This window comes from Solemya velum gill symbiont, from assembly GCF_002020255.1.
Lineage (GTDB): Bacteria > Pseudomonadota > Gammaproteobacteria > Chromatiales > Chromatiaceae.
This window is the reverse complement of the sequence record NZ_MPQG01000003.1, coordinates 105,849-125,182: the sequence shown is the minus strand read 5'-3', so window position 1 is coordinate 125,182 and position 19,334 is coordinate 105,849. Positions and strand designations below refer to the sequence as shown.

General features: G+C 51.9%; 16 protein-coding genes and 1 pseudogene. 15 read left to right on the top strand and 2 right to left on the bottom strand.

All coding sequences use genetic code 11. The features are described 5' to 3' along the window. The first annotated feature begins 16 nt into the window (after nt 1-16). The 15 genes and pseudogenes from BOW06_RS04120 (at nt 17) to BOW06_RS04050 (ending at nt 17,544) form a co-directional block, all read left to right on the top strand. A complete protein-coding gene (locus tag BOW06_RS04120) occupies nt 17-1,972 on the top strand; it encodes an NAD(P)-binding protein (RefSeq protein ID WP_043115936.1) in 1,956 nt (651 codons plus the stop codon). Between the two features lie 27 nt (nt 1,973-1,999). After that, entirely contained in the window at nt 2,000-2,422 is a 423-nt protein-coding gene (locus tag BOW06_RS04115; RefSeq protein ID WP_052132012.1) for a hypothetical protein, read from the top strand. 20 nt (nt 2,423-2,442) lie between these two features. Further along, nucleotides 2,443-3,204 carry a sulfate reduction electron transfer complex DsrMKJOP subunit DsrO gene (gene dsrO / locus BOW06_RS04110; protein WP_043116682.1) on the top strand — a complete coding sequence of 254 codons (762 nt, stop codon included), beginning with the start codon at nt 2,443-2,445 and terminating at the stop codon, nt 3,202-3,204. A gap of 3 nt (nt 3,205-3,207) precedes the next feature. Beyond that, nucleotides 3,208-4,428 (top strand): NrfD/PsrC family molybdoenzyme membrane anchor subunit, encoded by a 1,221-nt coding sequence (gene nrfD, locus BOW06_RS04105; RefSeq protein WP_043115934.1) that lies wholly within the window; start codon nt 3,208-3,210, stop codon nt 4,426-4,428. 67 nt (nt 4,429-4,495) lie between these two features. Beyond that, complete coding sequence (locus BOW06_RS04100) at nt 4,496-5,893, top strand: cobyrinic acid a,c-diamide synthase CobB (protein ID WP_078454450.1); 1,398 nt, start codon at nt 4,496-4,498, stop codon at nt 5,891-5,893. Continuing rightward, nucleotides 5,881-6,192 carry a HesB/IscA family protein gene (locus BOW06_RS04095; protein WP_043115931.1) on the top strand — a complete coding sequence of 104 codons (312 nt, stop codon included), beginning with the start codon at nt 5,881-5,883 and terminating at the stop codon, nt 6,190-6,192. The genes BOW06_RS04100 and BOW06_RS04095 overlap by 13 nt, the downstream gene beginning before the upstream one ends. A gap of 16 nt (nt 6,193-6,208) precedes the next feature. Beyond that, nucleotides 6,209-7,318, top strand: coding sequence for a hypothetical protein (locus tag BOW06_RS04090; RefSeq protein WP_043115930.1), 1,110 nt, complete (start codon nt 6,209-6,211; stop codon nt 7,316-7,318). 37 nt (nt 7,319-7,355) lie between these two features. Then, nucleotides 7,356-7,952: an adenylyl-sulfate kinase gene (gene cysC / locus BOW06_RS04085; protein WP_043115929.1), complete on the top strand. Its 597-nt coding sequence runs from the start codon at nt 7,356-7,358 to the stop codon at nt 7,950-7,952. Between the two features lie 78 nt (nt 7,953-8,030). After that, nucleotides 8,031-8,909: a 4-hydroxy-tetrahydrodipicolinate synthase gene (dapA, locus tag BOW06_RS04080; RefSeq protein ID WP_043115927.1), complete on the top strand. Its 879-nt coding sequence runs from the start codon at nt 8,031-8,033 to the stop codon at nt 8,907-8,909. Between the two features lie 18 nt (nt 8,910-8,927). Beyond that, the gene (bamC, locus tag BOW06_RS04075; protein WP_078454449.1) at nt 8,928-10,094 is read left to right on the top strand and encodes an NlpB/DapX family lipoprotein; all 1,167 of its coding nucleotides are present in this window, start codon (nt 8,928-8,930) and stop codon (nt 10,092-10,094) included. An 8-nt stretch (nt 10,095-10,102) separates the two neighbouring features. Then, entirely contained in the window at nt 10,103-10,879 is a 777-nt protein-coding gene (locus BOW06_RS04070) for an MBL fold metallo-hydrolase (RefSeq protein WP_043115925.1), read from the top strand. Between the two features lie 74 nt (nt 10,880-10,953). Beyond that, complete coding sequence (gene purL, locus BOW06_RS04065; RefSeq protein ID WP_043115924.1) at nt 10,954-14,841, top strand: phosphoribosylformylglycinamidine synthase; 3,888 nt, start codon at nt 10,954-10,956, stop codon at nt 14,839-14,841. Between the two features lie 224 nt (nt 14,842-15,065). After that, nucleotides 15,066-16,349, top strand: coding sequence for an NAD(P)/FAD-dependent oxidoreductase (locus tag BOW06_RS04060; RefSeq protein ID WP_078452577.1), 1,284 nt, complete (start codon nt 15,066-15,068; stop codon nt 16,347-16,349). A 143-nt stretch (nt 16,350-16,492) separates the two neighbouring features. Then, nucleotides 16,493-16,837, top strand: a complete 345-nt coding sequence (locus BOW06_RS04055) for a YkvA family protein (protein WP_043115922.1) — start codon at nt 16,493-16,495, stop codon at nt 16,835-16,837. 5 nt (nt 16,838-16,842) lie between these two features. Continuing rightward, nucleotides 16,843-17,544, top strand: a pseudogene (locus BOW06_RS04050) (aspartate/glutamate racemase family protein). Nucleotides 17,545-17,602: 58 nt separating this feature from the next. Here the strand turns inward: BOW06_RS04050 and BOW06_RS04045 are convergent. Both BOW06_RS04045 and BOW06_RS04040 read right to left on the bottom strand, forming a co-directional pair. Continuing rightward, complete coding sequence (locus tag BOW06_RS04045; RefSeq protein WP_143556036.1) at nt 17,603-18,601, bottom strand: DUF3137 domain-containing protein; 999 nt, start codon at nt 18,599-18,601, stop codon at nt 17,603-17,605. Nucleotides 18,602-18,616: 15 nt separating this feature from the next. Next, the gene (locus BOW06_RS04040; RefSeq protein WP_078454960.1) at nt 18,617-19,204 is read right to left on the bottom strand and encodes a LemA family protein; all 588 of its coding nucleotides are present in this window, start codon (nt 19,202-19,204) and stop codon (nt 18,617-18,619) included. Between the last annotated feature and the right edge of the window lie 130 nt (nt 19,205-19,334).

Sequence of the window (19,334 nt, the reverse complement as noted above, 5' to 3'; positions counted from 1 at the left end):
GGAAGGAGAAAAATCCATGGCGACTTCCAGTGATGAAATGAACACAAAACTATCCTATCGTCGTTTTGAAGAAGGCGATGACCAGTGGGGTAGCTGGACAGATAAAATCTTCAATGAAGATAACTCTCACAAGTGCCCGACTTATGTCAACAAGACGCCACCTTGCCAGGGCAGCTGCCCGTCGGGTGAAGACATCCGTGGCTGGCTTGCAATCGTTCGCGAGCAGGAGAAGCCTTCTGAAGGTGTAGAGTGGCAGGAGTATGCATTCCGCCGTTCAACTGATGCGAATCCTTTCCCATCCATGATGGGTCGCGTTTGTCCTGCGCCTTGCCAGGATGGTTGTAACCGTAACGAGGTTGAAGATTTCGTTGGTATCAACTCGGTAGAGATGTATATCGGTGATACAGCACTGGCAAACGGTTATAAATTCGAGGCAGGCGCCTCTACCGGCAAAAAAGTCGCAATCATAGGTGGCGGTCCTGCAGGTATGGCAGCAGCTTACCAGCTGCGTCGTAAAGGCCACGCGGTTACCATTTTTGAATCACTCTCCGATCTCGGTGGCATGATGCGTTTCGGTATTCCGAACTATCGTATTCCACGTGACAAGCTGGGTAGTGAAGTGCAGCGAATCCTTGATATGGGTGACGTTGAAGTAAAGCTCAACACCCGTGTTGGAAAAGATATCTCTGTTGAAGAGATTGAGAAGGGTCATGACGCGATTCTGTGGGCGATTGGCTGCTGGACCGGTCGTGGTCTTTTTGTCGACAACTGGGACGAGACTCCTAACTGTGTGACAGGTGTTGACTACCTCAAGGCGTTCAACGAAGGACGCATGAAGGCGACAGGCACGAAGGTTGTCTGTGTCGGTGGTGGTGATACCTCTATCGACGTCGTCTCGGTTGCACGCCGTCTTGGCCACGTCGAAGGTACTGACGAGCTGCCTGAAGCGATTGTCCTTGATGACGCAGCTGAGCATGGTTCGATTACAACAGTTCCGTCTGACGTTACCCTTACTTCACTTTTCCCGATCGATAACATGACTGCTGCAGAGCACGAGGTTAAAGATGCACTGCACGAAGGTGTCACCATCCTTGACGAAGTGATGCCGGTTGAGATTGTCAGAGATGCTGCCGGTCGTGCAACAGGTCTGAAAATTGCCAAGTGTACGATGGAAGATGGTCGTCCATCTCCTGTTGATGGTACCGAGCAGGTGATTGAAGCAGACATTATCGTCTCTGCAATCGGCCAGGGCGGTGACATGGCGGGCCTTGAGGATTACGCCAACGATCACAACCTTATCGATGCTGACAAGCACTACCAGGTCCCAAACAAAGCAGGTCATTTCGTTGCCGGCGATATCGTTCGTCCGCATCTGCTGACCACGGCGATTGGCCAGGCATCTATTGCAGCTGACTCAATTGACGACTATCTCGATGACGGCACAGTGAATACACGTCGTCCAAAGGTTGACGTGCACCACTTCGACCTTGAAGACAAGCTCGAGGAAGCAGGTCTGAGCCCGGATGATTTCGATCCCAATACGACTGGCGAAGGCGACATGCGTGGAACCTTCCTCGGTAACTGGGCGATTCATAACTATGAAGACCGTTCATACGCAGAGATTATCAAGAATGACGAGCTTTTCCTTGGGCACTTTGAATTTCACGAGCGTAATCACCGTAAGGAAGAGGTTCCATCTTCTGACGAGGTACTGGGTCACTTCCACGAGCGTCTGATTTGTCTCGAAGAAGAGCGTGCGCAGGACGAAGCCAAGCGTTGTATGAGTTGTGGTATGTGTTTCGAGTGTGACAACTGTGTTATCTACTGCCCTCAGGATGCGGTCTATCGTGTCAAGAAGACAGAGGCAACAACAGGTCGTTACGTCGCAACTGATTACTCTCGTTGCATCGGCTGTCATATCTGTGCAGATGTTTGCCCAACCGGCTACATCAAAATGGGTATGGGCGAATAATTGTCGGTGACAACACCGGAGCATATGATGTCAAAAAGCATCGAACAGAAAAGTGTAAAGTTTGCAGTGTTATTCGCTCTGCTGGTCTCTTTGTTGATGATCAGCACGGCGCATGCGGGCAAGAACTGGCGTGCCGAGGGTAATTCTAAGGCATCAGAGATGGCGCAAACCGGCGGAATGTGTGTCCGGGATACTGCAGATATGCGACGCAATCACATGGACTTGATTCAGCACGACAGAGACGTAACAGTCCACCAGGGGATTCGTGCCCTTGATGGCAGCCTCAAGGGTTGCGTTAACTGTCATGCCAACAAGCAGGAATCCGGTGAATATGTACCTGTGACGGCCATGAGCGGCCCTGGTGGAAGCCAGTTCTGTGCGAGCTGCCATGTCTATACCAGCGTCTCTCTGGATTGTTTCCAGTGTCACTCAACTGTTCCAACTGAATAAGCGTGGAGAGGGAAGACAAAGTGAAAACCACTGATCAGACCGACCACAAGCGTCGAGACTTTCTTAAAACCGGTGTCGCAGCATCAGCCGTAACGCTTGCTCCCGGCATTGTCATGCATACGGCAGAAGCCGCACCACGTGACAAGGCTGTAGACAGCAGTGTTCGTTGGGGCATGCTGATTGATAGCAGCAAGTGTGCAAGCGGATGTGATTCTTGCGTGCAGGCATGTAACGATGAGAACGGTCTTGAAGCATACAGCATGCCTGAAGGTGCCGATCCGGAAAAATGGGACCAACAGCGTCCAAAGTGGATACGCAGTGTGACCCTCAAGGATAATCTCAGCGGGCGTATCAGTAACCTTCCTCTCATGTGTCAGCATTGTGAGAATCCGCCATGTGCAGATGTTTGCCCGACGGGTGCATCCTTCCGTCGTGCTGACGGTGTTGTCATGGTTGATCGCCACATCTGTATAGGCTGCCGTTACTGCATGATGGCTTGTCCCTACAAGGCGCGTTCATTCATTCACGAGAATGTTGATATCAAGCCTGAGCTTGCTCCACGTGGCAAGGGTTGTGTCGAGTCATGTAATTTCTGTGTTCATCGTCTCGATGACGGTCAGACCACTACAGCATGTCAGGATGCCTGCCCGGAGAATGCGATTATCTTCGGCGATCTGAATGATCCGAACAGTGAAGTTTCCAAGGCACTGGCTGAGTATCCAAGTGTTCAGATCCGTGCGGACCTGAGACTCAATACCGGCGTACGCTACAGCGGAATTTAAGCCATGAAAAAGATTTTCTACAAAGAGTGGGATATTGCCAGCCAGACTTACTGGATGATTCTGGCAGTACTTGCAGTCATCTCTGCGATTGCCGGCTTCGCCGTGCTGCATATGGAGCACAACGGCCACTGGGTTACAGGCATGAGTAACCAGATCGTATGGGGAACTCCGCACGTATTTGCGGTATTCCTGATCGTGGCCGCTTCAGGCGCACTCAACGTTGCATCGATCGCATCGGTGTTCAACAAGAAGGCCTATAAACCACTCGCACCGCTTTCTGCGCTGCTTGCGGTAGCGTTGCTGATTGGCGGATTGTTGATCCTGGTTCTCGATCTTGGCCGCCCGGAACGCCTGATCGTCGCCATGACCACCTATAATTTCAAGTCGATTTTTGCGTGGAACATCATTCTCTATAATGGCTTTATTGCAATCGTCGCTTTCTACCTGTGGACAATTCTTGACCGTAAGATGAATCGCTTTTACAAGGCTGCCGGAGTTGCAGCATTCCTCTGGCGACTGATACTCACCACTGGTACAGGCTCTATCTTTGGCTTCCTGGTCGCGCGCCAGGGTTACGATGCCGCGATCATGGCGCCATGGTTCATCATCATGTCATTCGGTTTCGGTCTCGCAATCTACATGCTGGTACTGTCTGATTTCTTCCGTCTCAGCGGCCGCCCGCTCGGCGATTCTGTGATGTTCCGTCTCAAGAACCTGCTGGGTGTTTTCGTTGCTGCAAGCCTGCTTTTTGCGCTGATGTACCACCTGACAAACCTCTACGGTACCGAAAATCACGCATACGAGGCATTCATTCTGCGTGACGGCGGTGTCTACACGGCAGCCTTCTGGATCGGCCAGATTCTTATCGGTGGACTCCTTCCGCTTGCGATCGTGTTTCATCCTTCGCTTGGAAAGTCCCGCGCATGGATTTATGCAGCAGCCATCATGGTTATCATCGGTGGTCTTGCAACTATCTATGTCATTATTATCGGTGGACAGGCATTCCCGATGACAATGTTCCCGGGTAAGACAGTGATTGCATCTGGCTTCTATGACGGCATCAACGGTCTCGCCAGTACTTATTCACCCTCACTTGCGGAAGCGCTGCTCGGCATTGGCGGCATTGCTGTTGCCCTGCTGATCACCGCGATCGGCGTACGTATGCTGAAAATTCTGCCAATGTCATTGGCAGATGAGGTTGCGGATCCACACTCTGCCTCTTGACGGTACGGTGGCAAGCCCGGGATGAAATAGATATCATCCCGGGTAGTCACAACATATCAAGGCCACCATGGCGCACTTTTATCTCTCTGCGGCGCACAAATCCTCTGGCAAAACCACACTCAGTATTGGTCTCTGTGCTGCACTTGCTGCGCGCGGTCTGAACGTCCAGCCCTTCAAGAAGGGCCCCGACTATATCGATCCATTATGGCTGAGTGCCGCAGCCGGCTCACCCTGCAGTAGTCTTGATCTGCACGTTGAACCTCGTGATGCAGTCTATAAGCGTTTCCAGCAGCGTATACATGGCGCTGATATTGGCGTAATCGAGGGCAACAAGGGCCTGTTTGACGGGCTCTCACTGGACGGTAGTGACAGCAATGCTGCCGTTGCAAAACTGGTGGATGCACCGGTCATCCTGGTTATTGATACACGTGGTATGACGCGCGGTATTGCACCCTTGCTGCAGGGCTATGTCGGTTTTGATCAAGAGCTAACGATTGCCGGCGTCATACTCAACCAGGTTGGCGGAGCACGTCACGAGGGCAAACTGAGAGCTGCAGTCGAAACCTACACGAATATCCCTGTCATTGGTGCCATACCGCGAGATCAGCGTCTCTCTATTGATGAGCGTCACCTGGGCCTGATGCCGAGTAATGAGCACCAGGCAGCACAGCAGAAGATTGAGTCGATTCGCGAAGTGATTGAATCGTATGCAGATCTCGACAAAATTATCGAAATTGCCTCTTCGACTGCAGCTCCGGCTCCGCAAGAGCAGCCTGCAGAGGCGGTTGTCGAAGCAGGGAGCATTGATGTGACAATTGGTGTTGCCAAAGATGCGGCATTCGGTTTTTACTACGCAGAGGACCTGCAGGCATTTCATACCGCAGGTGCCAATATCGAGTATTTTGATACCATTAACGATAAGTCCCTGCCTGATGTGGATGCGCTTTTCATCGGTGGTGGTTTTCCCGAGTCTGCAATGCAGGAGCTCGAGGCTAATGAATCGATGCGTGCAGCGATTAGCGACTTCATCGAGAGTGGCAAACCTGCCTATGCCGAGTGTGGTGGCCTGATGTATCTGTGCAGATCACTGAAGTGGCAGGACAAACAATGTAGAATGGTTGGTGTGATAGATGCGGACGTAGTGATGCATGAACGTCCACAGGGCAGGGGTTACGTCTCAGTTGAAGAGACCGCGCAACACCCCTGGGCCAAAGATGAACAGGCGGCAACAGTAGCAGCGCACGAGTTTCACTACTCACGTCTCGAGAATCTGCGCCAGGATTACCTGTTTGCGTATGAAGTCAGGCGCGGCTACGGGATTAATGGAAAGAGTGATGGTTTGATACACAAGAACCTGCTCGCCAGTTATACTCACCTGCGCGACGTGGCGGGAAGCCACTGGGTCAGGCGCTTTGTCAGTTATGTGCGTCGATGTAAAGAGAGAGGTCAAGAATGTTTAAAGTGACGGAAGCTGCTGCCGAGCAGATTCGTTTAGCTGCAACCCAGGGTGGTACAGATGGCATGGCTCTGCGCCTTGCAGCAACGCGCAAAGAGGATGGCTCATTTGACTACCTGATGGGATTTGATGATTCCAACGATGAAGATATCAGCTTTAAGTGTGAAGGTATTGATGTTGTCATGGCGCCCGAATATGTCCCTATGCTGGATGAGACGACTCTCGATTATGTCGCTCTTGAAAAGGACAACATGCAGTTTATTTTTCTGAATCCGAAAGATCCAACATACGTCCCACCCGCTGAATAAGTAACAGTTTTTCTGCATGGAACTCTCCTCGGAAGATGCTCTGCGTCTTAATGTTCTGCTGGCTAACAAGCCGGACGCGATCCGTATTCACGAATCCACGATGACCTTGTATGCCCTCACTGACAAGGGCGAGATGCAGGTTCAACTCACCCCGGATTGTAATGATGACAGGTATCTCAAGCGTGTCAGGGAGATGCTCTCCGGCCACGTCCTGGGTTCGCCCGGTGGCTACCCGGTCTACCTACAGCGCTGGACACGCATGGGTCAGATGCGCGAGGACAATCTCGATCAACTGCTGTTGCTGGGCGAACCCGAGGCAGTTGTGGCGGTCAGTTGTGCTGCCGGTCTCACCGATGAGTTGGCACGACGTGCCTGGTGGGCGATGGATGATGCAGACAATGCCCGGCGTATGCTCGCCAACGAGGCTGTGCGTAGTGGCGACATGGGCCCCGTTCTTGCTGACTATCTGGTCGAGCATTTGCCTTTTGAGAGCGAACCGGACGTTCAGATGACGACAGTTGCTTTCGTGCTGCAGCCCGGTTTAATCTCTGATGAGGCAAAGCAGGATTTGTGGAAAAAGTCGCGCAGGAAGAATAGCTATCTTGTCGGTTTTCTTGAGAGCTGTCCGAATGATTTACCGGGGCAGGGTGATGCAAGTGACCTTTACCGTCGCTTTGTCGAACACTTTGATAATGATGACAATGCGGTGGTTGTTCAGCTGAAAAAGCTCCTTTCACCACAGGGGCAGGCGTTCCTTCACACTGCTGAAGCAGTACTTGCAAAACCGTCAACCCAGGAGATTGTCACCAGGAGTATTGACATCATTGCACGTTATTTCGCACCATTACGCCCCGAAGGTGTCGAAGATCTGACGCTGGAGCAGCTCACCGGTGAGCTAGAGAGTTATCCGGACGAGCAGCAGTCTCTGTTTGCGAAACTGACGGAATTTGATGACAGGACTGCAGGATGGTTGACATCGATGCGGCTGTTATCCGGCCTGGGCTATGGTGTATTACGCCCAATGCTGCGCGATTCAACTGCGATAGGCAGCCTGATGCGCAGGAAAGTCGAACCGGTCTTAAACCCGGTCAAAGAACATCTCAAGCAGTTGAGAGTTGAAGATTAGTAATCTAATGGACCGTATGACGGCCAGGAGAGTGTGAGTGAGTCAGGATGTCTACTGGCATGAGAGTGTGATCAGCCGTAATGATCGTGAAGAACGTAACGGACACAAGGGTTGTGTGATGTGGTTTACCGGTCTGTCAGCGTCTGGCAAATCGACCACGGCGCATGCACTTGAGGCAGCCTTGTTTGAAAAAGGCTGCAATGTTGTCGTTCTCGATGGAGACAATGTCAGGCACGGCCTGTGTGCCGACCTCTCTTTCAGCGCTGAAGATCGTCACGAAAACCTGCGCCGCATTGGTGAGATGGCCAAGCTTTTCAGCGAGACAGGAGCCATTGTGCTGGCGGCTTTTATCTCGCCATACCGTTCTGATCGTGAGCTTGCCCGTAGCAAGGTGCCGCATGGTGATTTTCTTGAGATTTACTGTCAGTGCTCAGTCGAAACCTGTGCGGAGCGAGATCCGAAGGGACTGTACAAGCGGGCATTGGCGGGCGAAATTGATAATTTTACAGGCGTATCAGCACCCTACGAGGAGCCATTGCGAGCTGAGATCATCATAGATACAGCCGGCAATCCGCTTGAGGAGAATGTGGACACTCTCCTCGATGAGCTGAGACACCGTTCGCTGATTTCCTGAATCGTATGAATTATGCGGACTTGTCCCCGGTACGGGCGGCAGGGTAGAATTCGTGCACTTGAATTTCAGGATATTTCCATGATTACCGGCAGTCTTGTAGCGCTTGTCACTCCGATGCTTGATAACGGCGATGTCGATTACGATGCGCTCGAGAAGCTTGTCGAGTGGCATATAGCCGAGGGAACAGACGGGATTGTTGCGGTCGGGACAACCGGCGAATCTGCGACGCTCGATGAGAAAGAGCATTGTGACGTCATTCGCGCCACGGTAGAGACCGTCAATAAGCGAATTCCGGTTATTGCAGGCACAGGTGCCAACTCGACAAGCGAGGCAATCACCTTGACGACTTGTGCAAAATCAGCTGGTGCTGATGCCTGCCTGCTGGTGACTCCCTATTATAATAAGCCGACGCAGCAGGGTTTGTACTTGCACTACAAGGCGGTGGCGGAAGCTGTCGATATACCGCAGATACTCTACAATGTACCGGGCAGAACAGCTGTCGATATGGATGTGGAGACAGTCGGACGCCTGTCAGCGGTAAGTAATATTACCGGCCTCAAGGAGGCAGCCGCAGACGGGCCGTCACGGGTTGCAACACTGCGTGAGCTGTGCGGGAGCGATTTTGCTCTCTACAGCGGAAATGATGACACCGGCAGGGAGTTTGTTCTCAATGGCGGTAATGGTGTGATTTCTGTGACAGCAAATATTGCTCCCGGTATCATGCATCGTATGATTACTGCGGCATTGACCGGCTCACCTGAATCAGGTGAACTTGATGCTCAACTGGCACCGTTGCATGACAAGCTGTTTGTTGAAAGCAATCCGATCCCGGCAAAATGGGCTTTGGCTCGTATGGGACGGATCGGATTGGGTATTCGCTTGCCGCTGACTGTGCTGGACGAAGGCTGTCATGCAGAAGTTGAATCTGCACTGCGCGAATCTGGCGTACTGAATTAAGAGAGAGAATTGGTGAAAATGATGACAATGAAGCGTGTTTTGAGTGTGTCGGCGGGAATGCTTGTATCACTGGCCCTGGGTGCCTGCAGTACGAGCAGTGTCTTGCCGGACAAAAAAGTCGAGTACAAACGCGCGAAGCAGGCAGATACTTCGCTTGAAGTTCCACCAGATCTCACAAGGGACGGACTGGCAGAGGGTGGTGTTACCTTTGGCAGCAGTGGTGTTGTTACAACCTATTCTGAATATCAGTCAGGCAAGCAGGCTGGTGCTGCTGGTGGGTATGGTCGTAGCGTACTTCCCGAAAATCCGGAAGTCGAAGTGCGCCGCGATGGCAACAAGCGCTGGCTGCTGGTTACAGGTTCTCCTGATGCAGTCTGGGACAAGGTGCTCGATTTCTGGTTTGATGCTGGCATCATCCTGGTTGAGCAGGACCCGATTGCAGGCGTCATGAAGACCGACTGGATCGAGAACCGTGCAAATATCAAGTTAGACTTCATTACCAATTTTCTGCGCAAGAGCCTCGACAGTATCTACTCCAGCGGAACGCGCGACCAGTTCCGCACGCGTCTTGAGCGTGGTTCAGAGGGTAAAACCGAGGTTTACCTGACGCATTCTGCCATGGTTGAAAAACTGGTCAGTGGTGCAGGCAGCAAGGATACCGACCAGAGCATCTGGGTGCCTGCAGACAGTGATCCTGAAGTCGAGGCAGTTATGCTGCAGCGCCTGATGGCCTTCATGGGTGCATCTGATAAACAGACAGCTCGCAAGGCAGCTGCTACGACAGCAAGTGGAGAGCGTCTCTCGTCTCTGAATACAGGTGCTGCAGTCCCATCGCTTGATGTTCGGACCGATTATGCTCGCGCATGGCGCCTCGTGGGTATTGCAATGAACCGCGTCGGTTTTACCGTCGAGGATCGTAACCGCTCTGCTGGTGACTATTATGTTCGTTACAACGATCCGGATGACGAGCGTTACACCAGTAACAAATCAGGCTTGTTGTCAAAGCTGGCATTCTGGAGCGATGGAAGTTCAGATCGCCCGGATGGTGGGGTGACCTACATTATTCACCTTGCTGAAGAGAGCGATGAGTTGTCCCGCGTTACTGTACGTGATGATTCGGGTGCGTCGGTCTCGTCCAATACGGCTACACGTATTCTCTCACTGCTGCACGCCCAGCTACGGTAAGGCGGGGCATGCGCTTCTGCTCACTCGGGAGTGGGAGTCGAGGCAACGCGACACTGATCGAGGCGGGTAATACCCGCCTGCTGGTCGATTGTGGCTACTCTGTCAAAGAGCTGGAGCGGCGTCTGCAGCTTGTCGGTATTGATCCATCCCGTATCGATGCACTGCTGATAACGCATGAGCACGACGACCATATCCGCGGTGCCAACGCTTTCGCACGACGCTATGGGGTGCCCCTGTGGGCTACGCAGGGCACCCTGCGCAAGCAGGCCGGCAGGAGAGCCTGGCATGCGGATGTTGATTTACAGCCGATCAGCAGCAGTGTCAGCGATATTAAAATTGGTGAAATCCAGGTAACACCCTACACGGTACCCCACGATTCGGCAGAGCCATGCCAGTTCCTGTTCGAAGCATCGCACAAACGTTTTGCCATGCTCACGGATGCGGGTTCCATCACGCCGCATATCGTCTCGATCCTGAGTTCGCTCGATGCACTCTTTCTGGAGTGCAATCATGACCTTGGCATGCTCCATAACGGCCCCTATCCGCCTTCACTGCAGGCGCGGGTTGCGGGTGATCACGGGCATCTAAACAATCGCCAGGCTGCCAAGCTGCTCGAATCGATTCACGTTGAAGAGCTGCAGTGCCTTGTTGCAGGTCATATCAGTGAGAAGAATAATCACCCCGATCTTGTCGAGGGTGAATTGCGCAAGGCAATACCGGATCTGAATGAACGCCTGGCCCTGTTACAGCAAGATTCAGTGAGCGACTGGTTCGATATTAATTAACCTGCGATTCTTGCGCCTCTTGGGGTAAAATCCCCCTTTCAGCCTTTCTTGTAAATAGCCTGGATTTGAGAACCATGCAGATTCTTCGCGGCTCAGCTGCAATCTCCGATTTTCGTCGTCAAAAACTTCAAGCGACTCTGTCGCAGCAACTGGGCCGTGACTGCCTTGTTGATGCCGAGTATCTCCATTTTGTCGAAACAGAGACTGAACTGGATCAGGATAGCCAGGCTATTCTGGAGCAGTTGCTGAGCTATGGCCCTGCAAGTGAGCCTGTTGCCGAACGTGGACAGATGCTGCTGGTCGTACCACGAGCCGGGACCATCACGCCCTGGTCAACAAAGGCGACCGATATTGCACATAACAGCGGAATCGCATCGATTCAGCGAATTGAACGCGGAACAGCCTATTTTGTAGATGCTGGCGAAGAGCTCAGTCCAGAGCTGTTGATGCGTACTGGTGAGTTGTTGCATGACCGTATGACAGAAACAGTGCTGTTTGATCTTGAGGAGGCTTCTGCGCTGTTTGTGCATGCCAAGCCTGCGCCCATGCGTACGGTCGATGTTATCGATGGTGGCCGTGATGCACTGGTCACAGCCAATTCAGAGTGGGGACTTGCGCTTTCCGAAGACGAAATTGACTACCTGGTTGAGAGTTTCGTTGAGTTAGGACGAAATCCAACGGATGTTGAGTTGATGATGTTTGCACAGGCTAACTCCGAACACTGCCGCCACAAGATTTTCAACGCTGACTGGCTGATTGACAATGAGGCGCGTGAGCAGTCCCTCTTTTCGATGATCCGCCACACGACCAATAGCTCTCCGGCTGATGTCCTGTCAGCCTATAGTGATAACGCCGCTGTAATCAGTGGTCACCAGGCAAAGCGTTTCATGCCGCAGCCCGGCAGTGCTGAATACAGTGCTTCGGATGAACCGGTGCACATCCTGATGAAGGTCGAAACACACAACCATCCAACTGCTATCTCTCCTGATCCGGGAGCAGCAACAGGATCGGGTGGTGAGATTCGCGACGAAGGCGCGACAGGTCGTGGTGGCAAACCCAAGGCCGGTCTGACCGGTTTCTCGGTCTCAAACCTGCGCCTGCCAGGTGCTGAACAGCCATGGGAAGAGGATTTCGGCAAGCCATCACGTATCGTTTCAGCACTCGATATTATGCTCGAGGGGCCAATCGGTGCGGCCTCTTTCAACAATGAGTTTGGTCGACCCAACCTGTGTGGTTATTTCCGCAGCTACGAGGAGCGGGTTCCGGGAACAGCAGCAGATTCTGAACTACGCGGCTATCACAAGCCGATCATGCTGGCTGGTGGTCTTGGCAATATTCGTGAAGACCATGTCGAGAAGAGCATGTTTCCGCAAGGTTCACCCCTGGTCGTACTGGGTGGTCCGGCGATGTTGATCGGTCTTGGTGGTGGTGCGGCATCCTCGATGACATCCGGTACCTCGGCTGAAGATCTCGACTTTGCCTCCGTGCAGAGAAGTAATCCGGAAATGGAGCGTCGTTGCCAGGAGGTTATAGACCGTTGCTGGCAGTGCGGTGATGATAACCCGATTCTGTTTATTCATGATGTCGGTGCCGGTGGTATCTCCAACGCGTTGCCGGAACTGGTGCACGACGGTGAGCGTGGTGCCAACTTTGAATTACGCAAAGTGCCGAATGATGATCCGGGCATGTCTCCTATGGAAATCTGGTGCAACGAATCACAGGAACGTTATGTCATGGCGGTCGACCAGGAGCGTCTTGACGAATTTGTTGCTATTTGTGAGCGTGAGCGTTGTCCCTATGCAATTGTTGGCAATGCGACTGACGAGGAGCACCTGACGCTCTCCGATGAACATTTCGGCAACCAGCCAATTGACATGCCAATGTCGCTGCTGTTTGGCAAGGCACCCAAGATGCAGCGTGATGTGACATCCGTAAAACCTGCATTGAAGACGCTGGATACCAGCGCAATCAGTCTTGGCGATGCCATCGACCGCGTTCTCAGGCTGCCGACCGTGGCGGACAAGAGTTTCCTTATCACCATTGGTGACAGAAGCATTACCGGCCAGGTGGCGCGTGAGCAGATGGTTGGCCCATGGCAAGTGCCTGTAGCAGACTGTGCCGTGACCCTCAGCGACTATTCCGGTTACACCGGCGAAGCGATGTCGATGGGTGAACGCACCCCGACTGCATTGATCAATGCGCCAGCATCAGGACGTCTTGCCGTGGCAGAGGCGATTACCAATATCGCCGCTGCACCAATCAAAAGAATCAGTGATATCAAACTTTCTGCCAACTGGATGGCTGCAGCAGGTCACCCGGGTGAGGATGCGCGTCTTTACGAAACGGTCAAGACTGTGGGCATGGAGCTGTGCCCTGAGCTCGGCATCGCAATTCCGGTCGGCAAAGACTCCATGTCGATGAAAACCGTGTGGCAACAGGATGATGAGCAGCGTGCCATGACAGCGCCACTGTCACTGATCGTGTCAGCATTTGCACCTGTCACCGATGCACGTTCGGTACTGACACCACAATTGAGGCTGGATCAGGGGGAGACGCAACTTCTGCTGATCGACCTTGGCGCTGGTAAACAGCGCCTTGGTGGCAGTGCCCTGGCACAAGTGTTCCGCCAGCTTGGAGACGAGTGTGCCGATCTCGATAATCCGGCGCAGCTCAAGGGCTTTTTCAATGCCATCCAGGCACTCAATGCAGATGGCAAGTTGCTCGCCTACCATGATCGTTCCGATGGTGGTCTGCTTGCAACCCTGTGTGAAATGGCCTTTGCAGGCCATTGCGGCTTGGCGATTGAACTTGATGCGCTTGGCAATGATGACCTGGCGCTGCTGTTCAACGAGGAGCCTGGTGCTGTCATCCAGGTTCGTCAATCTGACCATGAGTCTGTACTTGCCGTGCTTGAGTCACATGGGCTTACAGCAGTGACTCAACCGATTGGCCAACCTGTGAGCGGAGATTCCATCAATATACAGCGTGACGGTGAAGCGGTTTACTCTGCACGACGTAGTGATCTGCAGTCTGCCTGGTCTGCCACCAGCCATGCAATGCAAAAACTGCGCGATAATCCGGACTGTGCCGATGAAGCGTATGCACGTATTAGCGCAGACGACGCGGGCCTCTCTCCGAGTGTTTCTTTTGATCAGGAAGAGCGTGTTTCAGCGCCAATGATCTCTACCGGTGTGCGTCCGAAAATGGCGGTTCTGCGAGAGCAGGGAGTGAATGGCCAGATCGAGATGGCGGCAGCTTTTGATCGTGCCGGCTTTACCTCTGTTGATGTGCACATGTCGGATATTCTTTCCGGTCGAGTGGCTTTGGATGAATTCAAGGGACTGGTTGCCTGTGGCGGTTTCTCCTACGGTGATGTGCTCGGTGCCGGTGGAGGCTGGGCAAAATCGATACTTTTCAATCCGCGTGCGCGTGATGCTTTCGAGGCATTCTTCCAGCGTGAGGATACTTTCTCTCTGGGTGTCTGTAATGGCTGCCAGATGCTATCCAATCTCAAGCAGCTGATACCGGGTGCGGAATTATGGCCACGCTTTGTGCGTAACCGTTCGGAGCAGTTCGAAGCACGTACGTCGCTGGTTGAGATTGTCGAATCCGATTCAATTCTGCTCGCAGGCATGCATGGCTCTCGTCTTCCGATTGCAGTGGCGCACGGTGAAGGGCAGGCCGAGTTCGAGTCTGCTCAGCAACTGGAGCAGGTGAAGTCCCAGGTTGCGATGCGCTATATCGAGAACAGTGGAGCTGTTGCCGAGACCTATCCGGCGAATCCAAATGGCTCACCGCAGGGCATTACGTCTTTAACCACAACGGATGGTCGTGTCACCATTATGATGCCGCATCCTGAGCGCGTATTTCGTAGCGTGCAGATGTCATGGGCCCCCGAAGAGTGGGGTGAGGCATCACCCTGGCTGCGCCTGTTTGAAAACGGACGTGCCTGGGTTGATTGAAAGCCTGTCTCTCTATTCCGATAGCTGAATCAGGATGGTCACAAAAAGGCTGGAAGCCTCGTTTAAACACTGATTGACTGCATGGGAGTATTCTCTTGCTCAATGCGGTTGCTTCTGTTGAAATAGAAGGCCGCTGCCAAAATGCGGAATTAGTACAGAATAATATTCAGTTTGTCTGATATAGATAAGTCGGGCACTAACCATAAAAATAGCAGGAGAAGAGCATGGCACATGTTGTCGTATTGGGAGCAGGAACAGGGGGTATGCCTTGTGCCTATGAACTTCGCGATGAACTGGGTAAGGAGCACAAAATTACCCTGGTCAATGAGAGAGACTACTTCCAATTTGTACCATCAAATCCCTGGGTTGCTGTCGGTTGGCGTGACCGCGATGATATCTGTTTCGAAATCAAGCCCTATGTCGAACGCCGTGGCATAGACTTCCGCCATGGACGTGTTGATACGCTCGATGCAGAAAACAGCAAACTGGTCTTTCAGGATGGTGGCACCCTGGAGTATGACTTTCTTGTTGTTGCAACAGGTCCACGTCTTGCGTTTGAAGAGGTTGAAGGTGCCGGACCAGATGCGGGTAACTCACATTCAATCTGTTCTGTTGACCATGCAGAATCAGCCTTTACAGACTACAAGGCATTGCTGGAGAAAGGCAGCGGACATATCGTTGTTGGCGCAATGCCGTTTGCCAGCTGTTTTGGCCCCGCATACGAATTCGCCTTTATTGTTGATACCGATCTGCGTAAGCGCCGTGTGCGTGACAAGTTCCATATGACGCTGGTCACATCTGAACCCTATATTGGCCATCTCGGCCTCGGTGGTGTGGGCGATTCCAAGGGTATGCTCGAGTCCGAGTTACGTAATCATCACATCAAGTGGATCACCAATGCCAAGACTCAAAAAGTTGAGCCGGGCAAAATGTTCGTTGATGAACTCGACAACAATGGTGAGACAGCCAAGAGTCACGAGGTGGAATTTGACTTCGCCATGATGCTGCCGGCGTTCAAGGGTGTCGATGCCGTCGCTAATGTTGAGGGGCTGTGTAACCCGCGCGGTTTTGTCATGGTTGATGAGCATCACCGTAATCCGAAATACCCCAACATCTATTCAGCTGGTGTATGCATCGCAATTCCGCCGGTAGAGGCGACCCCGGTACCAACAGGTGCACCAAAGACCGGTTACATGATCGAGTCCATGGTGACCTCCATCGTGCACAATATTCACAATGAACTCGACGGCAAGCAGCCGGATCGTCACGGCACCTGGAATGCCATCTGTCTCGCAGACATGGGTGACACGGGTGCAGCTTTCGTTGCCCTGCCGCAGATACCCCCGCGTAACGTCGCCTGGTTCAAGAAGGGCAAGTGGGTACACATGGCCAAGATCGTGTTTGAGAAATACTTCATCCGCAAGATGAAGAAAGGCAGCTCGGAGCCAATCTACGAGAAGTATGTTCTCAAGATGCTTGGTATTACCCGCCTCAAGGATCAAAACTGATCCAGCTGACCTGAACAGAAAGCCCGGTTACATACCGGGCTTTTTTGTGGCTTTGCCGATGATGCAGGATACTGGTTGTTCATTATTTATGAGTGCATATGGGGTATATTTATAGTCAGAGAATAAATTACCGAGCAGCGTGCATGGAAGGATTCACCGAAGAGTCGTTTTGGTCAAAGATCAAGAAATACGCGATCATGGCTGGTCGTGAAGTGATTGAGTTGGCTTTAAAGCTTTATTACGCAACGCTGGATTCCGATACTCCGGCCTGGGCGAAGACAGTGATCACGGGTGCTCTTGCCTATTTCATCCTTCCTGTTGATGCAGTTCCAGATCTTTTGCCTGGCGGATATGTTGATGACCTTGGCGCATTAGCTGCAGCGGCAGCTACAGTCTCTGCGCATATCAAAGAAGAGCATGCAGCGAAGGCCAGGGAAACACTCAAGCGTTGGTTTGGAGGTGATGATAATAGTTTGGGGTCAGAGTAATAACTATGAAAACAATCGGTTTACTTGGCGGTATGAGCTGGGAAAGTACACTCGGCTATTACAGGGAAATTAACGAGGGTGTCAGTCATGCGCTCGGTGGCTTGCATTCAGCAAGGATTGCTATGTATAGCGTCGATTTCGAACAGATTGCGACACTGCAGGCGGCAGGAGACTGGGAGGGAACAGCAGATACCCTGATTGAGGCGGCTAAAAATGTGCAGTCAGCAGGAGCCGACTGCCTGCTTATTTGCACAAACACCATGCACAAGATTGCCCCGGAGATTGCGGCTGCGGTTCAGATTCCGATACTTCACATTGCTGATGCAACTGCAGAAGTGCTGATTGACGAAGGCGTAAAAACAGTTGGTCTGCTGGGTACAGCCTTCACAATGGAACAGGAATTCTATAAAGAAAGGCTTAAGAAGAACTACGGTCTTGAGGTTTTGGTGCCAAATAAAACCGACAGGGAAATCATCCATAGAGTCATTTACCAGGAGCTTTGCCTGGGGAAGATCGAGTCCGGCTCCAGGGCTGCGTATCTGCGTATCATCAATGCCTTGTCAGATCAGGGGGCAGAGGCGGTTATTCTCGGGTGCACTGAAATCTGAATGCTGGTCAACCAGGCTGATACGGAAGTCAGGTTGCTGGATACAACTGCTATACATGCAGCAAAAGCTGTTGAGTTCGCAATTGCAGAGAGTCAATAGGCTGCTACTGACTGGGCAGGACTCTCTTATTGAGATCAGTCGTAGCGTGACAGTGTGATCAGGTCTGCTCCAACTTGAGGCCTTCAATGCAGTGGATGATCGCTTTCATCTCCTCCTGGATGGCCATGGCATAAGTTTTCAGATGAACCTGCTTTCCATCATCTTTGATATCGAACCTGTTACCCCTGGTCTTTATCATCAGATTAATGTAATCGTTCTTGATGGTTGCTCTGAACGCCGGGCGATTTAATTTTCTGCCCGAAGTTAGCGTCGGGCTTTGTGCCAGTTCGGTCAGTCGTTCCATAAATGATGGAGTGAGTATGGTGCGCGAACTGATCTGATCATCGGCATAAACGTCAAAGAGTTTTTCAAATTCCGGGCTTTCAAGTCGGATAAGGTCTTTGTCGGGAAACAGCCTGTTGCCAAGCGAGTCTGCCTTGATGCGTATATAGCCCTGGTACTGCCTGTTAAGATGTATCGATAGAACATGCCCCCTGAATACGGTCTTATAAGAAGTTCTTCGATGACCCTTTGTATCTGTCTCCTGCTTCTTTTGAAGCTCGACCTCGTAGAACTGAAAGTCGGTTCCCTTTATCTCCCCCTTAACCAGATCCTCTGAACTGTATCTGTCGTATTGGGGTGCAATATCTTTCAATGCGTATCTGAACTCGCTCTCACTAGCGCCTTCTCTGCGGAGTTCGATGCCATCACCGTAGTGCCAGAGGACACGATTGCCGAAATCGAATTTTATTTTCTGCTTGAATCTGCGGACCGGTCTGTAGGCGTGTTTACTGAGGATTCCCATTAGGGCAATAATGCCCGCCCCCAGGAAGAAGGGTAACGAATGATCACCGGGATCAGCCATGGGGAATCCTTTTCCCCGCAATGCCAGTACGGCAATGATGACAATCATCAAAATGCCAGTGGTGCGAATGGCAATGCTTTTCTTTCTGTAGTTAGCCAGTAGCTCGATCGATTCTGATTCAAATACGCTCGCGTCTTTGAAAATTTCCGGGTCGAGTTGGATGCGATTTGATTCTACGCGTTCATCAGCCACGGCAATCAGTCACACTCAGAGGTAGTCGGATGCATCGACAGACTTGCGGGCGGACTCCTCTGCCTCGAAGAAGGGCATCTGGCGAATGTTTAACCAGTTGGCAAAGAAACTACTGGGAAAGATTTCGACCGTGTTATTCAGATCGCCAACAGCAGAGTTGTAGAAGCGCCTTGCTGCACTGAGGTTGTTCTCGACGTTTTCCATGGAGTCCATTGCATCAAGCATGGTGGCATCCGATTTAAGATCAGGGTAGTTCTCCACCGTGATTTTCAGCGCATCGAGCTTCGACTTGAGCATATTTTCAGCATCAATATGTTTACCGACCTGTTGCGGATCAGACTTGTCATAGCTGACGTTGGCTGAACTTCTCAGTTCAACAATCTCGCTTAACAACTCTTTCTCATGCTCCATGTATTTCTTTGCAGCCTTGAGCATGTTGGGGACCAGGTCAGTACGTTTTTGAAACTGCACATCGATTCCCGAGAGTGCCTCGAGAACCATGTTCTTTTTACGAATCAGGCTGGCGTAAATTATGTATCCCACGATTAACACGATTAAAGGGATAAGTATGATAGCCGCCGTGATAATGAGTGATGGATCCATGCGCAAGCTCTCCGTTTCGATTGATTGTCTTTTGCTGATTATGCAGGATATTGCTGAGTACGGGTATAGTCTGCAGCCGTGAACTGCCGCATGTGAAGAAAACCGCAGGCGACCAGGCTTTTTTTCACTC

What these genes read in the sequence shown, in the direction of transcription:
- BOW06_RS04090 (WP_043115930.1), top strand. Translation starts at nt 6,209, where the DNA reads ATGGAACTCTCCTCGGAAGATGCTCTGCGTCTTAATGTTCTGCTGGCT.
- nrfD (WP_043115934.1), top strand. Translation starts at nt 3,208, where the DNA reads ATGAAAAAGATTTTCTACAAAGAGTGGGATATTGCCAGCCAGACTTAC.
- BOW06_RS04070 (WP_043115925.1), top strand. Translation starts at nt 10,103, where the DNA reads ATGCGCTTCTGCTCACTCGGGAGTGGGAGTCGAGGCAACGCGACACTG.
- BOW06_RS04055 (WP_043115922.1), top strand. Translation starts at nt 16,493, where the DNA reads ATGGAAGGATTCACCGAAGAGTCGTTTTGGTCAAAGATCAAGAAATAC.
- BOW06_RS04100 (WP_078454450.1), top strand. Translation starts at nt 4,496, where the DNA reads ATGGCGCACTTTTATCTCTCTGCGGCGCACAAATCCTCTGGCAAAACC.
- purL (WP_043115924.1), top strand. Translation starts at nt 10,954, where the DNA reads ATGCAGATTCTTCGCGGCTCAGCTGCAATCTCCGATTTTCGTCGTCAA.
- BOW06_RS04040 (WP_078454960.1), bottom strand. Translation starts at nt 19,204, where the DNA reads ATGGATCCATCACTCATTATCACGGCGGCTATCATACTTATCCCTTTA.
- bamC (WP_078454449.1), top strand. Translation starts at nt 8,928, where the DNA reads ATGATGACAATGAAGCGTGTTTTGAGTGTGTCGGCGGGAATGCTTGTA.
- BOW06_RS04095 (WP_043115931.1), top strand. Translation starts at nt 5,881, where the DNA reads ATGTTTAAAGTGACGGAAGCTGCTGCCGAGCAGATTCGTTTAGCTGCA.
- BOW06_RS04060 (WP_078452577.1), top strand. Translation starts at nt 15,066, where the DNA reads ATGGCACATGTTGTCGTATTGGGAGCAGGAACAGGGGGTATGCCTTGT.
- BOW06_RS04115 (WP_052132012.1), top strand. Translation starts at nt 2,000, where the DNA reads ATGTCAAAAAGCATCGAACAGAAAAGTGTAAAGTTTGCAGTGTTATTC.
- dapA (WP_043115927.1), top strand. Translation starts at nt 8,031, where the DNA reads ATGATTACCGGCAGTCTTGTAGCGCTTGTCACTCCGATGCTTGATAAC.
- BOW06_RS04120 (WP_043115936.1), top strand. Translation starts at nt 17, where the DNA reads ATGGCGACTTCCAGTGATGAAATGAACACAAAACTATCCTATCGTCGT.